Source organism: Rhizobium sp. BR 315 (assembly GCF_050577975.1).
Taxonomy (GTDB): Bacteria; Pseudomonadota; Alphaproteobacteria; order Rhizobiales; family Rhizobiaceae; genus Rhizobium; species Rhizobium miluonense.
In genome coordinates this window covers 55,144-70,307 of the sequence record NZ_JARWKZ010000030.1, presented here as the reverse complement: position 1 = coordinate 70,307, position 15,164 = coordinate 55,144, and the positions used below count along the sequence as shown (strand labels likewise).

Here is a 15,164-nt window from a genome sequence, read left to right as displayed (position 1 = left end):
GCTTGAGCAGATCACGCGGATCGTAGGGGGGACGACCTGTCGAGGCCTCAACCGCTCGCCTGAATCCGAGCTGCGCAACATCAAGCCCATCGACAAAGGCATCGATCACCCGCACCGCAGCATCTGCCGCAACGTAATCCTCGATCCGGGCTGGCAACAGCGACGTCTGACCCCGATCAGTCCCTGAAATGTATCCCATGAAAATGGCCGCATCGTTTCCAATGCGGCCACCTTAATTGATTTGCCGGACTTCTCACACAGGCTGTGTGAGCCGCCCCGTCATTATTCAAGGACCCAATCAGGCTGCTCTATTCAGCCGCAAAAGGCGGTAGTCTTAGCACATTCGTACCTTTCGGCTTGGAGCTGCGCGTATCCCTGTTTTCCATGGCGTCCAGGCGCTCCTCCAAGGTGGTGAGCGACTGGCGGTTTTCATTGACAGCGGTTGCCAGGCCTTCCTTGGTCAAGACCTCATCATCCGCATCCTTCTTGCCGACCAGCCTGCCGAAGAGGAAGCCGAGCAGGCGCGATACGTCGTCCATGATCAGGAAGAAGGACGGCACGACCACCAGGCTGAGCACCGTGGAGACGATGATGCCGCCGATGACGGCGATCGCCATCGGTGCACGGAAGGAACCACCTTCGCCGACGCCGAGGGCTGACGGCAGCATGCCGGCCGACATGGCGATCGAGGTCATGATGATCGGGCGGGCACGCTTGCGGCCGGCCTCGATGACGGCGTCGAGCCTTGGCATGCCCCGGTGCATCATCTCGATGGCGAAGTCGACCAGAAGAATGGCGTTCTTCGTTACGATGCCCATCAGCATGAGAATGCCGATCATGACGGGCATGGAGAGTGCGTTGCCGGTCAGGATCAAGGCCAGCGCCACGCCGCCAATCGCCAATGGTAGCGAAAACAGAATGGTGAAGGGCTGGATCACGTCCTTGAACAGCAGGATCAGCACGGTCAGAACAAGCAGAAGGCCGAGCAGCATGGCATTGCCGAAGCTCTGCACCATTTCCTTTTGTACCTTGGTGTCGCCGCTTTCCGCCAGATGCACGGTTGCCGGGATCTTGGCGCTATTGACGATATCGAGGAAGTGCTCCGACGCCGTATCCAGCGCCACGCCCTGCGGCAGGTCGGCGCCGATGGCGACGACGCGGTAGCGGTTGTTGCGCTTGATGGAAGACAGGCCTTCGGAATATTCGATATCTGCGACGGTCGACATCGGCACGGTGGCGCCTGTCGATGTCTTGATACGCAAGGCGCGGATTGCGGCAAGATCGCGCCGCATGCCGAGCGAAGCCTGGACGCGGATCGGGATCTGGCGATCGTCGAGCGAGATCTTTGCGAGCGAAGCGTCGATATCGCCGATGGTGGCCACGCGGACCGTATCGGAAATCATCTGTGGCGTGATGCCAAGACGGGCCGCCTCATCCTTGCGCGGGTAGATCTGCAGTTCGGGACGCGGCAGCGCGCCGTCGGCGCTGACGTTTGCCAGTGCCGGATCGGTGCGCAACTCTGCTTCCAGAATGCCGACCGCCTGCCTCAGATCCTTCTCGCTGCGGGAAAGGAAATTGTAGGTCAGGTCACGATCGCCGCGGTCGTTGAGCTTGGTGATGCGCACGTCGGGGATCGAGCGCAATTTTGCGAAGACTTCCTTTTCCACCTCCCACTGCGGATGCAAGCGGCCATGCACCGTGACTTTCGGCAGGTAGGGGCCGATGACGGGCAGCGAGCCGAGGACGTCGTTGACAAGCTTCTTCGTCAGCGACTGGTCCAGCTTGCCGAGCTCCAGGGTCACCGTTGCGCGGCGCAGCTCCAGATCGCCTTTCGGCGAGGCGCCTCCGAGCACGAAGACGTTTTCAACACCGTCGATGCCCTTGACGCGGCGATAGATCTCGTTGGTCGCCTGCTCGGTATCATCGAGCCGCGCATTCGGGGGAAGCTCGGCCGACAGCACGATGCGCGAGGAGTCTTCCGGCGGGATGAAGCTGCCGGGGACGAACATGATGAGCGCGGCCACGGAGGCGATGGAGAAAGCGAATGCCGCGATCAGCGTCGGGTAGCGCGTATACCACTTCCTCGTCGTCAGCCGAACCAGCCAGCTATAGCCGCGCATAAAGCGGCCGTCATTGTCGTGATGATCGTCGACGCCGTCTTCGGCGCGCATGAGGTAGGCGGCCATCATCGGCGTGATCAGACGCGCGACAAGGAGGGAGAAAAACACCGAGAAGGCAACCGTCAGGCCGAACTGGATAAAGTACTGGCCCGGAATGCCCGGCATGAAGGAAACGGGTACGAAGACCGCGATGATTGTGAAGGTCGTCGCGATGACGGCGAGGCCGATTTCGTCCGCCGCGTCGATAGCGGCTCGGTACGGCGTCTTGCCCATCTTGATGTGGCGGGAGATGTTTTCGATTTCGACGATGGCGTCGTCGACGAGGATGCCGGTCGCGAGCGTCAGCGCGAGGAAGCTGACGAGGTTCAGCGAAAAGCCGATCTGGTTCATGATCCAGAATGTCGGGATCGCGGAAAGCGGCAGGGCGACTGCCGAGATCAGCGTCGCGCGCCAATTCCTCAGGAAGAGGAAGACGACGATAACGGCCAGAAGCGCGCCTTCGAGCAGCGTGTGCATCGCTGATTCATAGTTGCCGTAGGTGTAGTAGACCGCATCGTCGATCATCTCGATCGAGACGTTCGGGTTTTCAGCGCGTACCTTGTCGAGCGTGTCGCCGACGGTCTTGGCAACGGTCACTTCGCTGGCGCCCTTGGCGCGGAATACGCCGAAGGTAACGACAGGGGCGCTGTTGAAGCGCGAGAACGACTTCGGTTCCTGATAGGTATCCTTGATCACGCCGAGGTCGGAGAGTTTGACGAAGCGGCCGTTCGTCAGCGCGATCGTGGTGTCGGTCAGCTGCGCGACAGCGCGTGCGTCGCCGAGCACGCGGATTGCCTGCTCGCTGCCGGCAACCTGGCCGCGGCCGGAGCCGAGATCGATATTGGTGTTACGCAGCTGCTGGCTCACCGACAGCGCGGTGATGCCGTAGGCGTTCAGCTTGTTCGGATCGAGTTCGATGCGCACTTCGCGGTCGGCACCGCCATAGCGGTCGACGCGGCCGATGCCTGCCTTGCCTTGCAGAGCGCGCTTGACCGTATCGTCCACGAACCAGGACAGCTCTTCCAGGGTCATGTTGGGGGAGGAAACGGCGAAGCTCTGGATCGCCTGGCCGACCACGTCGACCTTGGAGACGATGGGCTGATCGATGGTGGACGGCAGGTTGCCGCGGATGCGGTCGATAGCATCCTTGGTGTCCTGAACGGCTTGCTGTGTCGGTATTTCCAGGCGGAAGATGACGACCGTCTGCGATTGGCCGTCGGTAACGGTCGATTGAATTTCATCGATGCCGTTGATGCCGGCAACCGCGTCTTCGACCTCCTTCGTCACCTGCATTTCGAGCTCGGCCGGCGATGCGCCGCTCTGCGTCACTGTGACGTTGACGACGGGCACGTCGATGTTCGGAAAGCGCGTGATCGGCAGGTTGAAGAAGGCATGCGCGCCCACGATCATCAGCAGGAAAAAGCCGAGGAGCGGGGCGACCGGATTTCGGATGGACCAGGCTGAGAAGTTCATCGTGCCATTCTCGCTCAGTTGGAGGCTCGCGAGGCATCACGCACGGGCGTGATGCGATCGCCGTCACGGACATAGGCGCCAGCCTTGGCGACGACATCCTCGCCGGCCTGCAGGCCGTTGAGGATCTCGATATAGGCGCCATCCTGAATGCCGGTTTCGACATTCACGAACTTGACCACGCCGTTTTCGACCTTGCGGGCGGAAGAGCCGTTTTCGTCGGTGTTGACGGCCGTCAGCGGCAGGGCGACGCCTTCTTCCTGGCGAATGATGATCTCGGCGCTGCCGTACATGCCGGCGCGGGCCTTTTCACCCTCGTCGATGGAGACGTGCACCGCGCCGAGGCGGGTGACGGAATCGACGATCGGTGCGACCAGGCGTACGGTGCCGGCGAGCTTCTCGCGGCTGCCCGAGAGAGAAATCCGCGCCTTCTGTCCGATGGCGATCTTGGTGATGTCGCTTTCGGAAACATCGACCACCAGTTCGAGCTGGCTGTTGCGGATGATGGTGAAGAGCGGATCGCCATTGCCGTTGGCGATAGCGCCGACTCGGGCGTTGCGCGAGGCAACGGTGCCGGCCACAGGGGTTTTGATGCCGGTGCGGGCGAGCTTGAGATCCGTATCGGCGATCTGGCTGTCGGTGACCTTGAGATCGGCCTCGGCAACCGCGATCGCCTGTTCGGCCGATGCTTCGCGCGCCTTGTTGGCTGCTGCCGCTGCGTTCGCCTGTTCGACGGAGGAGGTCGACATCGTGCCCTTGGCGCCCATCGCAACGGCGCGGACGCGCTGCAACTCGGCTTCCTCGGCGTTGGCGCGAGCCTCGGCGAGCTGCGCGTGCAGCTGGGCAAGGCTGGCCTCGCCCTTGGCTCGCGTTGCTTTCATCTGGCTCTTCTGCAGGACCAGCGCGTCGTCGTTGAGCGCGGCGAGGGTGCTGTTCGCCTCGACCTTATCGCCGACGTCGGCATTGAGCGTGCGGATCGAGAGGCCATCGACCTGCGGCTGGATGTAGACTTCTTCGACAGCCTTCACCGTGCCGGTCGCAACCACCTTGTCGGTCAGCTTCCGCGTGGCGGCGGTGGTGATGACGATCGCGGGCAGGTTCTGCTTCGGTTTCGCAACGACGGGCTCATCGGCCAGTGCGGCGGGCGTCAGCAGGGAAAGCAGGATTGCAGTCGTGCTTAGCAGTCTAAACGGCGTGGAGGCCATGCGTCCGGTTCCAGTTCGGCAATTGGTCAAAGGGATTTCGCTGTTTTCCGTCGCGAACACGGGGATCAATGCATGCGAGCCGGCTACTCCCGGCGGATCAACATCCGTCTGTCATGCCTGCAGATCCTCATCCTAAATTTGCTCTCTTAAATGGGAGCGGTTTTCAAATCCCGCAAGATCACGGGAAAATGATTTCGCGGGTATTTCTACCTGTCGCAACCATGCGAAGCAATCACGGCATTGTGATGTCGCAATTCAATTAGTTGATGACTGACCGCTTTTAGGCGACTGCGACGGCAAAGCCAGCTTTTTGTTGCTGCTGTTACAAAATGAAAAAAACGCGCGAGGTGGTGAACCTCGCGCGTTTCGTTATCTGTGGTCGGTATCGGAGCCTATTTCAAGGCTGCGTCCGTGATATCGTGCGTGTAGGCGCCGGTCGGCTTCTTGTTGATGATCTTCTGATCGAGCAGAGCTTCGACCGTACGGTCATAGAGCTTCATGTCGAGCTTGCCGTTGCCGATCAGCTTGGCGACTTCGCCTGCCATGCGCTTCTGGTGGCTTTCGTCCTGACCGCCATTGTCCATGACGATTCCGGCTGCTTCGTCCGGATGTGCGACGGCATATTTCCAGCCCTTCATCGACGCGCGGACGAACTTCACCATGTCGGCCTTGAACTTCGCGTCCTTCAGCTTGTCTTCCTTGACGTAGAGGCCGTCTTCCAGAAGGTCGTTGCCGAGCTTGGTATAGTTGAACACCGTCAGATCTTCCGCCTTGAAGCCGGCATCGATCGCCTGCCAGTACTCGTTATAGGTCATGACGGAGATGCAGTCGGCCTGCTTCTGGACGAGCGGCTGCACGTCGAAGCTCTGCTTCAGCACATTGACGCCATCCTTGCCGCCATCGGTCTTGAGGCCGAGCTTATGCATCCAGGCGAAGAACGGATATTCGTTGCCGTAGAACCAGACGCCGAGCGTATGCCCCTTGAAATCCTTCTCCGTCTTGATCGGCCCATCCTTCGGGCAGATCAGCTCCAGACCGGACTTCTCGAAAGGCTGGGCGATGTTGATTAGCGGCACGCCCTTTTCGCGGGCAACGAGCGCACCACCCATCCAGTCGACGATGATATCGGCGCCGCCGCCGGCGATCACCTGCTCAGGGGCGATATCCGGGCCGCCCGGCTTGATGTCGACGTCGAGGCCTTCCTCCTTGTAGAAGCCCTTGTCCTTGGCGACGAAATAGCCGGCGAACTGGCCCTGGGCCACCCATTTCAGCTGCAGCGTCACCTTGTCGGCGGCCATGGCGGCCTGGGCGGCAGCCAGGGTCATTGCACTTGCCATCAATGCGAGCATTATTTTTTTCATGTCTTCACCCTTTTTTCCCTCTGAAGTTATGCCTTGATCCCTTGAGGAGATCCCGGATTACGTCTGCCCACCACGGATAGACGGATGCCAGAACGTCACCATTCGTTCGATGATGGCGACGATACCGTAGAAGACGGAGCCTGCGATCGCGGCAATCGCGATTTCAGCCCAGACCATATCGAGGTTCAACCGGCCATTTTCGGTTGAGATGCGGAAGCCCATGCCGGACATGGGTGTGCCGAAGAATTCCGCCACGATGGCACCGATAAGGGCCAAGGTCGAGTTGATCTTCAGCGCATTGAAAATAAAAGGAGCGGCCGCCGGCAGGCGCAGTTTGAACAGTGTTTGCCAGTAGCTCGATGCGTAGGTGCGCATCAGGTCGCGTTCCATATTTCCGGCTGCAGTGAGGCCCGCCACCGTGTTCACCAGCATCGGGAAGAAGGTCATGACGACCACGACGGCGGCCTTGGATTGCCAATCGAAACCGAACCACATGACCATGATTGGCGCAACACCGATGATCGGCAGAGCGGAGACGAGATTGCCGATCGGTAACAGGCCGCGGCGCAGGAGGGCGAAGCGGTCGGCCAGGATGGCTACGACGAAGCCGCTCGCGCAGCCGATGATGTAGCCGACCAGAACCGATCGGAAGATCGTCTGTTGAACATCGATCCAAAGGGTCGAAAGAGAGTCGGCAATTCTGGCACCGATGGCGCTCGGCGGCGGCAGGAGGATGAAGGGAATACCGGTCCCACGCGTAATCGCTTCCCAGACAATAATGATCCAGACACCGAAAATGGCAGGAATGAGCAACCGCAGCGTATAACTGCCGGCGGCCGAATGCACCGGGATGATCGACAGGATCGAGACGCAGCGCCAGGCAAGCAGCCAGGTCGCGGCGAGCAGGATGAAAAACGCCGCCGTCGCATTGCCTTCGTTGCCGGATAATCCCGCGAGCAGCAGCCAAGCGGCTGCGTGCGCGGCAAAGAACAGGATTGCTGCGTTAAGGGTTGCCGACAGGCTCATGATGGAAATGGCGGCGGCGGCGCCGATGAGAATGAAAATAACAAACGTCGTTCCGCTGCTGACCGGTGCGGCGGTGTCGGCGGCAAATAGCGGTAGCACCGGAACAGCTGCAAGACAGAGAAGCAAGGCGAGGGCGGCTTGCCATGACAAGTGAAAGCTCTTCATGCCGCCCGGCCTCCCATTGCACGATCGACGATACGTGCCGCGATGCTGACGATGGCGATCAATACGGCCGCGAGGATCGAGCCGGCTACGAGCGCTGCCCATATATCGATCGTCAGGCTTTGATAGGAACCGGCGAGCAGCTTCGCTCCGATGCCGGCCACTGCGCCGGTCGGCAATTCGCCAACGATCGTTCCGGTCAGGCTCGCGGCAATCGCCACTTTCATCGAGGTGAAGAGGAATGGCACCGATGCGGGAACGCGCAGTTTCCAGAAGGTCTGGATCGCGCTGGCATTGTAGGTGCGCATCAAATCGAGATGCATGACCTCCGGCGACCGCAACCCTTTCACCATGCCGACGGCAACAGGAAAGAAGGAGAGGTAGGTCGAGACCAACGCCTTGGGAATGAGGCCGGTAACGCCGATCGAGCCCAGCACGACAATGACCATCGGCGCGATGGCGAGGATCGGTATCGTTTGCGACGCGATGATCCACGGCATCAGGCTGCGGTCGAGAGCGAGGACATGGACGATGCCAACCGCGATCAGGATACCGAGAACCGTGCCGAAGGCAAAACCGACGGCAGTGGACGACAAGGTCACCCAGGCATTGTAGACGAGGCTTCGATTGCTGGTCAGCGCGCGAAGAAAGGTATTTTCGAAGACGTTTTGCGCCACCTGATGCGGCGCGGGCAGGATCGGTTTCGGCTGGGACAGCGTCTTGCCGATGAATTCCATCGTCGTCGACGTGACGTTGGCGCGCCGGTCGAGATCGCGCTGGAACGGCGCGTTGAGGACGACGGCGAAGACACACCAGAGGACAAGAATCGCGAGGACGATGGTTCCGACCGGCAGGAACTTGTGTTTGAAGAACTGTTCTTTCTCCATCGTCATGCCTTTCCTTGTGCGGGAAGCAGCATCAGCGCCATGGCGACGATGCCAAGCCCGACGCCGCCGAGCTGCTGCAGGCTCAGGCGCTCGCCGAAAACGATGAAGGCGATGATGTTGATAACGACGAGCTGGGTGATGGCGGAGGCTGAAATCGCGAGGCCGAGGCCACCTTCGCGCATGAGCCGCACCATCATCAGATTGCCGACGCAATAGAGGACGAGCGACAGGATCAGGATCAGTATGTTGTTGTTGGCGACGTAGGCTCGTGAGGCGGTCGCTCCGCTGATGAAGATCGCCATCGCGCCGGCAAGCCAAAGGAGGAATTGCGGGTTCATGGCGATCCTATTCCTCGTAGCTGTGTCCGGCCCGCAAACCTTCGCGGACACGATGGGCGATTTCCAGGAATTCCGGCGTTTCGCGAATGCCGAGCGGCCGTTCGAGTGGCAGCGTCGATTCGATGATATCGGTAACGCGGCCTGGACGCGGCGACATGACGACGATCCTGGTGGAAAGATAGACCGCTTCCGGGATGGAGTGCGTGACGAAGCATATGGTCTTGTTCGTGCGCTTCCATAGCTTCAGCAATTGTTCGTTGAGGTGGTCGCGGACGATTTCGTCGAGAGCGCCGAAGGGCTCGTCCATCAGCAGCAGATCGGCATCAAAAGCCAGTGCGCGGGCGATCGAGGCACGTTGCTGCATGCCGCCGGAAAGCTGCCAGGGGAATTTCTTCTCGAAGCCGCTGAGATTGACGAGCTCCAGCGTTTGGGCGATGCGCTTGGCCTGTTCGCCCTTATCATAGCCCATGATCTCAAGCGGCAGGGCGATGTTCTTTTCGATGGTGCGCCAGGGATAGAGGGCGGCGGCCTGGAAGACGTAGCCGTAGGCGCGGGCCTTGCGGGCCTCCTCCGGCGACATGCCATTGACGGTGATATCGCCCGAGCTCTTCCGTTCGAGATCGGCGATGACCCGCAGGAAAGTTGTCTTGCCGCAGCCCGAAGGGCCGATGAAAGAGACGAAATCGCCCTTTTGAACATCGAGATCGACGTTGCTCAGTGCATGCACCGGCCCATCGTTCGTATCGTAGGTGAGACAGAGATTCCGCGCGGAGACGACGGAAGAAGCGGATGACGTCATTAACACCTACCAGTCCTGTTTTCGCCGCACGGTCGGGGCGGATTGCGTGTTATCCTGTTTGGCATTGCTGCAGCCTGGATTGGCGAGGGTGCCTTGCGGCTGCTGGATCCAGGGGAGCAATGCCATGCGTGTTTCATCGAAGCCCACCTGCCGTGTCGTGCAGCCCGGCGATACCTATGCCGGAAAACAGGGCCTCAACTATTTTGAAGGGATCGCCGCCGAGACAGTGGGCTCGACGGGGATCTGCATGCATCTTTTGACCATACCGCCAGGAGGTCGTGCCAAGGCGCATCTTCATGTCTCGCATGAGACGGCGATTTACGCGATTTCCGGCGAGACGCATTGCTGGTTCGGCGACGCTCTGGAAGAGCACGTCATCGTTCGTGAAGGCGAGATGTTCTATATTCCGGCCGGCGTTCCGCATCTTCCCGCCAACCTCAGCGACCGGCCAGCGACAGCCGTCATCGCCCGCACCGATCCGAACGAGCAGGAAAGCGTGGTCCTGCTGCCGGAGCTGGAGCGGCATGTGCCGCGTTAAGCGGCGGATGAGCCGAGGCGCTGGAGCCAAGCTCTATACCCCGCTGGCGGGGATGCCGCTGCGCTGAACCTTGCGCGGCGCGGTGACTTCTTTCCATGTCGAAAGCGCCCGGTTGGCTGCTGTGAAGGGGTCACGCTTGACGAATTCGCCATGGCCTTCCTTCGTCTTGATCGTGCCTTCCTCAATGGCGACGACGCCGCGCGTCAGCGTGTAGCGCGGCAGGCCGGTTACTTCCTTGCCCTCGAAGACGTTGTAGTCGATCGACGATTGTTGCGTCTTGGCCGCGATGGTCTTCGAACGTTTCGGATCCCAAACGACGAGATCGGCATCGGCGCCGACGAGGATCGCCCCCTTCTTCGGATAGACGTTGAGGATCTTTGCGATGTTGGTGGACGTGACGGCGACGAATTCGTTCATCGTCAGGCGACCGGTGTTGACGCCGTAGGTCCAGAGCATTGGCATTCGATCTTCGAGACCGCCGGTGCCGTTCGGGATCTTGGTGAAGTCGTTGAGGCCGAAACGCTTCTGCTCGGTCGTAAATGCGCAGTGGTCAGTCGCGACCACTTGCAGCGAACCCGAGGCAAGACCGGCCCAGAGGCTGTCCTGATGCTGCTTGTTGCGGAACGGCGGCGACATGACGCGACGGGCGGCATGATCCCAATCCGGGTTTGCATATTCGCTTTCGTCAAGCGTCAGGTGCTGGATCAGCGGCTCGCCATAGACGCGCATGCCCTTCTGGCGCGCGCGGCGGATGGCTTCATGCGCCTGTTCGCAGGAGGTATGGACGATGTAGACCGGTGAGCCCGCCATGTCGGCGATCATGATGGCGCGGTTCGTCGCCTCGCCCTCGACCTCTGCCGGGCGGGAATAGGCATGCGCTTCCGGCCCGTTATTGCCTGCGGCCAGCAGCTTTGCCTGCATCTGCGCGACCACGTCGCCGTTTTCTGCATGGACGAGCGGCAATGCGCCGAGCTCGGCGCAGCGTTGGAAGGAGGAGAACATCTCGTCGTCATCCACCATCAGCGCGCCCTTGTAGGCCATGAAGTGCTTGAAGGTGTTGATGCCCTTGTCGCGGACGACGGCTTCCATCTCGTTGAAGACCTGTTCGCCCCACCAGGTGATGGCCATATGGAAGGAATAGTCGCAATTCGCGCGAGTGGACTTGTTGTCCCACATGGTCAGCGCTTCGAGCAGCGATTGGCCGGGCGAGGGCAGGGCGAAATCCACCACCATCGTCGTGCCGCCGGCAAGGGCTGCGCGCGTGCCGCTCTCGAAATCGTCGGAGGAATAGGTGCCCATGAACGGCATTTCGAGATGCGTATGCGGGTCGATGCCGCCGGGCATGACGTAGCAGCCGGAAGCATCCAGCACCTCGTTGCCCGAGAGATTCTGCCCGATTTCGACGATCTTGCCACCTTCGATCTTGACGTCCGCCTTATAGGTCAGGTCGGCCGTGACGATGGTTCCACCCTTGATGACTGTGCTCATGGCGCATGCTCCAGATGTGTGAAGTACCGATGTTGGGAATCGTGGCGGTCACGCCACGATCTCCGCCGTCTCGACGACTGCGTGAAACAGCACATCTGCGCCGGCGGCGGCCCATTCCTTGGAGATTTCTTCGGCTTCGTTATGTGACAGGCCGTCGACGCAGGGGCACATGACCATCGTGGCGGGGGCGACCTTGGCGGCCCAGCAGGCATCGTGGCCTGCGCCGGAGATGATGTTCATGTGGCTGTAGCCGAGCTTCTCGGCCGCGTTACGCACGGATGTAACGAGCTTCGGATCGAAGGTCACCGGTTCGAAATGGCCGATGGCTTCGACGGAGCAGCCGACGCCGAGGGCGTCGCAGATGACAGGTGCTTCGGCCTCGATCTTGGCGCGCATGCGATCAAGCTTCGCTTTGTCGGGCGAGCGGATGTCGACCGTGAAGACCACCTTGCCGGGCAGCACGTTGCGCGAGTTCGGCGAGAAGAAGACCTGGCCGACGCCGCCAACGGCGCCCGGCTGGTTTTCCATCGCCACGCTCTGCACCATTTCGACGATCCGGGACATGGCAAGGCCGGCATTGACGCGCATCGCCATCGGCGTCGAGCCGGTATGCGCTTCCTTGCCGGTCAGCGTGAATTCCAGCCACCAAAGGCCCTGACAGTGCGTGACCACACCGATGGCCTTGTTCTCTGCTTCGAGGATCGGACCCTGCTCGATGTGATATTCGAAATAGGCGTGCATCTTGCGGGCGCCGACCTCTTCATCGCCGAGCCAGCCGATGCGCTTCAGCTCGTCTCCGTAGGTCTTGCCTTCCGGATCCTTGCGGCCATAGGCATAATCAAGCGTATGCATGCCGGCAAACACGCCCGAGGCCAGCATGGCCGGTGCGAAGCGCGCGCCTTCCTCGTTGGCCCAGTTGGTGACCGCGATCGGATGCTTGGTCTTGATGCCGAGGTCGTTCATCGTGCGGACGACTTCGAGGGCTGCAAGCACACCGAGGACGCCGTCATATTTGCCGCCGGTCGGTTGGGTGTCGAGATGCGAACCGACATAGACGGGCAGTGCGTTCGGGTCTGTGCCGGCGCGGGTTGCGAACATCGTGCCCATCTTGTCGACGCCAACGGTCATGCCGGCCTTGTCGCACCAGCTCTTGAAAAGGCTGCGTCCCTCGGCGTCGGCATCGGTCAGCGTCTGACGATTATTGCCGCCGGCAACGCCGGGGCCGATCTTCGCCATGTCCATCAGCGTATCCCAAAGGCGATCGCCATTGATACGCATGTTTTCTCCTGGCGCAGCCACCATGATGCAATCCTCACCTGTTTGTCCTGGGGCATGCAAGGTGCATGCCCGATTGTTCCCGTTGGTCTTATTTCAGATTCCAGAGCGTCGTCTTGTTTTTCTTGCCCGGAAAATCGCCAGTTGCCTTTAAGAAACATCTGACAGATAATTTGACCGATTGGTAAACATTACAACTTCCGTGGCGCGGCTCAAGACGAAAAGCACGAAAATTTCCGATAAAATTTCAGGCGATTGCCTAAATTAGACGCACTGACAGGGTGAATGAGAGCTCGGCCGAAAGGCTCGGATTTCAAGGAGAAACAGAGCACACATGGCCATCCCGAGAGCCGCCAAGACGCAGCGCCGCACCCGAATCCAGGAAGAGAAAGAGGAAATTATACTCGAGGCGGCGCTGGATGTGTTTTCCGTGAATGGTTTTCGCGGCACTACCATCGATCAGATCGCCGAAGTAGCCGGCATGTCGAAGCCGAATCTTCTCTATTATTTCCGCACCAAGGAAGCGATGCATCGAGCACTGATCGATCGTGTCCTGTTTACCTGGCTGGAGCCGCTGCGCGCCTTCGATGCCAACGGCAATCCCGAAAGCGAAATCCGCTCCTATATTCGCCGGAAGCTCGAAATGGCGCGCGATTTCCCGCGCGAAAGCCGGCTTTTCGCCAATGAAATGCTGCAGGGCGCGCCGCATGTCGAGGACGAGCTGCGCGGACCGCTGAAAGCCCTTGTCGACGAGAAGGCCGAAGTCATCCGCGCCTGGGCAACCGCCGGCAAGATCACCAAATGCGACCCCTATCACCTGATCTTTTCGATTTGGTCGACCACGCAGCATTATGCCGACTTCGACGTGCAGGTGCGTGCGGTCCTGGGGCAGGAGCATGCGGGCGAGGGGCGATTCGAGGATGCCGCCCGCTATCTGGAGCAGCTTTTCGTCGACGGACTTCGCATTCGCCACAACTGAAAGCGGCGCAATCTGCAGGAGGATCGCGCCGCACATGGAAGTGAGCGAGCTCAGCTCCGCTCTTTTGTGATCAACGCTAATGGCGGCGACGAAGAAGGCGGCCGCAGCAAGCTGCGGCCGTCCCTGTAGTACTCGCGCGGGTATTCGCCGCTGTCATTCCGCCGCCTGGCGCGCCATCGGATTATTCGGATGGGTCGTCCAGTTGGCGTAGTTCGGGTCGACTATCTTGCCGGTGCGCTTGTCGAGCGAACCTGCCGGCAGTTCTTCCATCGTGATGCAGTTCTCGACGGGACAGACGCTGACGCAGAGGTTGCAGCCGACGCATTCCTCGTCCATCACCTCGAAATGTCTGGCGCCATCGACCATGTTGGTGATTGCCTGATGCGAGGTGTCCTCACAGGCAATGTAGCAACGGCCGCACTTGATGCAGGCGTCCTGGTCGATCTTGGCCTTGGCGATGTAGTTGAGGTTGAGATACTGCCAGTCCGAGACGTTCGGCACGGCGCGGGCGATGATGTCGTCCAGGCTGCGATGACCCTTCTCGTCCATCCAGTCGGAAAGGCCCGATATCATCTCCTCGACGATCTTGAAGCCGTAGGTCATTGCCGCGGTGCAGACCTGCACGTTACCGGCGCCAAGAGCGAGGAATTCCGCCGCATCGCGCCAGGTGGTAATGCCGCCGATGCCGGAGATCGGCAGACCGTAAGTTTCGGGATCGCGGGCGATCTCGGCCACCATGTTGAGTGCGATCGGCTTGACCGCCGGGCCGCAATAGCCGCCGTGGCTGCCCTTGCCGCCGACAGTTGGGTTCGGTGCGAAACTGTCGAGATCGACGGAGACGATCGAGTTGATGGTGTTGATCAGCGACACGGCGTCAGTGCCGCCGGCCTTGGCGGCGCGGGCCGGCTTCCGGATGTCGGTGATGTTGGGCGTCAGCTTCGTGATGACGGGCATGCGGGTGTACTGCTTGCACCAGCGCACGACCATCTCGATATATTCCGGAACCTGTCCGACCGCAGCACCCATGCCGCGTTCGGACATGCCGTGCGGACAGCCGAAGTTGAGCTCGATGCCGTCGGCTCCGGTCTCTTCGACCAGCGGCAGGATGGCCTTCCAGGCCTGTTCCTCACAAGGCACCATGATCGAGGCGATCAGAGCGCGATCCGGCCAATTCATCTTCACTTGCTTCATTTCGCGCAGGTTGGTGTAGAGGTCGCGGTCGGTGATCAACTCGATATTGTTGAGGCCGAGCAGGCGGCGGTCGGCTCCCCAGATTGCGCCATAGCGCGGGCCGTTGACGTTGACGACCGGCGGGCCTTCTTCGCCGAGCGTCTTCCAGACGACGCCACCCCAGCCAGCCTTGAAGGCGCGCTCGACGTTGTAAGCCTTGTCGGTCGGCGGCGCGGAGGCGAGCCAGAACGGGTTCGGGGACTTGATACCGATGAAGTTATTGCGGAGATCAGCCATGTCGGTTCTC

13 protein-coding genes are annotated in these 15,164 nt (G+C 60.6%); 3 read left to right on the top strand and 10 right to left on the bottom strand.

The window, feature by feature from the left end:
- Nucleotides 1-187: hypothetical protein (locus QD409_RS23835; RefSeq protein WP_430763819.1), on the top strand; the 187-nt coding region annotated here is incomplete at its 5' end.
- A 121-nt stretch (nucleotides 188-308) separates the two neighbouring features.
- Here QD409_RS23835 and QD409_RS23830 read toward each other — a convergent pair.
- From QD409_RS23830 to QD409_RS23800, 7 genes are all read right to left on the bottom strand, one after another.
- Nucleotides 309-3,632, bottom strand: a complete 3,324-nt coding sequence (locus QD409_RS23830; protein ID WP_092853484.1) for an efflux RND transporter permease subunit — start codon at nucleotides 3,630-3,632, stop codon at nucleotides 309-311.
- Nucleotides 3,633-3,646: 14 nt separating this feature from the next.
- On the bottom strand, nucleotides 3,647-4,834 hold the full coding sequence (locus tag QD409_RS23825) for an efflux RND transporter periplasmic adaptor subunit (RefSeq protein WP_092853486.1): 1,188 nt from the start codon (nucleotides 4,832-4,834) through the stop codon (nucleotides 3,647-3,649).
- A 392-nt stretch (nucleotides 4,835-5,226) separates the two neighbouring features.
- On the bottom strand, nucleotides 5,227-6,195 hold the full coding sequence (locus tag QD409_RS23820) for an ABC transporter substrate-binding protein (protein WP_092853488.1): 969 nt from the start codon (nucleotides 6,193-6,195) through the stop codon (nucleotides 5,227-5,229).
- Nucleotides 6,196-6,252: 57 nt separating this feature from the next.
- Nucleotides 6,253-7,386 (bottom strand): ABC transporter permease, encoded by a 1,134-nt coding sequence (locus QD409_RS23815; protein WP_092853490.1) that lies wholly within the window; start codon nucleotides 7,384-7,386, stop codon nucleotides 6,253-6,255.
- On the bottom strand, nucleotides 7,383-8,270 hold the full coding sequence (locus QD409_RS23810; RefSeq protein WP_430763820.1) for an ABC transporter permease: 888 nt from the start codon (nucleotides 8,268-8,270) through the stop codon (nucleotides 7,383-7,385). Before QD409_RS23810 ends, QD409_RS23815 begins: the two co-directional genes overlap by 4 nt.
- Nucleotides 8,271-8,272: 2 nt before the next feature.
- Entirely contained in the window at nucleotides 8,273-8,608 is a 336-nt protein-coding gene (locus QD409_RS23805; RefSeq protein ID WP_092853494.1) for a hypothetical protein, read from the bottom strand.
- A gap of 7 nt (nucleotides 8,609-8,615) precedes the next feature.
- A complete protein-coding gene (locus tag QD409_RS23800) occupies nucleotides 8,616-9,407 on the bottom strand; it encodes an ABC transporter ATP-binding protein (protein ID WP_092853496.1) in 792 nt (263 codons plus the stop codon).
- Between the two features lie 124 nt (nucleotides 9,408-9,531).
- On the opposite strand from QD409_RS23800, the gene QD409_RS23795 reads away from it, so the two are divergent.
- A complete protein-coding gene (locus tag QD409_RS23795; protein ID WP_092853498.1) occupies nucleotides 9,532-9,945 on the top strand; it encodes a cupin domain-containing protein in 414 nt (137 codons plus the stop codon).
- Between the two features lie 33 nt (nucleotides 9,946-9,978).
- Here QD409_RS23795 and hydA read toward each other — a convergent pair whose 3' ends face one another.
- The gene (gene hydA, locus QD409_RS23790) at nucleotides 9,979-11,433 is read right to left on the bottom strand and encodes a dihydropyrimidinase (RefSeq protein ID WP_430763818.1); all 1,455 of its coding nucleotides are present in this window, start codon (nucleotides 11,431-11,433) and stop codon (nucleotides 9,979-9,981) included.
- Between the two features lie 48 nt (nucleotides 11,434-11,481).
- Nucleotides 11,482-12,735: a Zn-dependent hydrolase gene (locus QD409_RS23785; RefSeq protein ID WP_430763817.1), complete on the bottom strand. Its 1,254-nt coding sequence runs from the start codon at nucleotides 12,733-12,735 to the stop codon at nucleotides 11,482-11,484.
- A 307-nt stretch (nucleotides 12,736-13,042) separates the two neighbouring features.
- On the opposite strand from QD409_RS23785, the gene QD409_RS23780 reads away from it, so the two are divergent.
- Nucleotides 13,043-13,687, top strand: coding sequence for a TetR family transcriptional regulator C-terminal domain-containing protein (locus tag QD409_RS23780; protein ID WP_092853504.1), 645 nt, complete (start codon nucleotides 13,043-13,045; stop codon nucleotides 13,685-13,687).
- 153 nt (nucleotides 13,688-13,840) lie between these two features.
- Here the strand turns inward: QD409_RS23780 and preA are convergent, their stop codons facing one another.
- On the bottom strand, nucleotides 13,841-15,154 hold the full coding sequence (gene preA, locus QD409_RS23775) for an NAD-dependent dihydropyrimidine dehydrogenase subunit PreA (protein WP_092853506.1): 1,314 nt from the start codon (nucleotides 15,152-15,154) through the stop codon (nucleotides 13,841-13,843).
- Nucleotides 15,155-15,164: the final 10 nt, after the last annotated feature.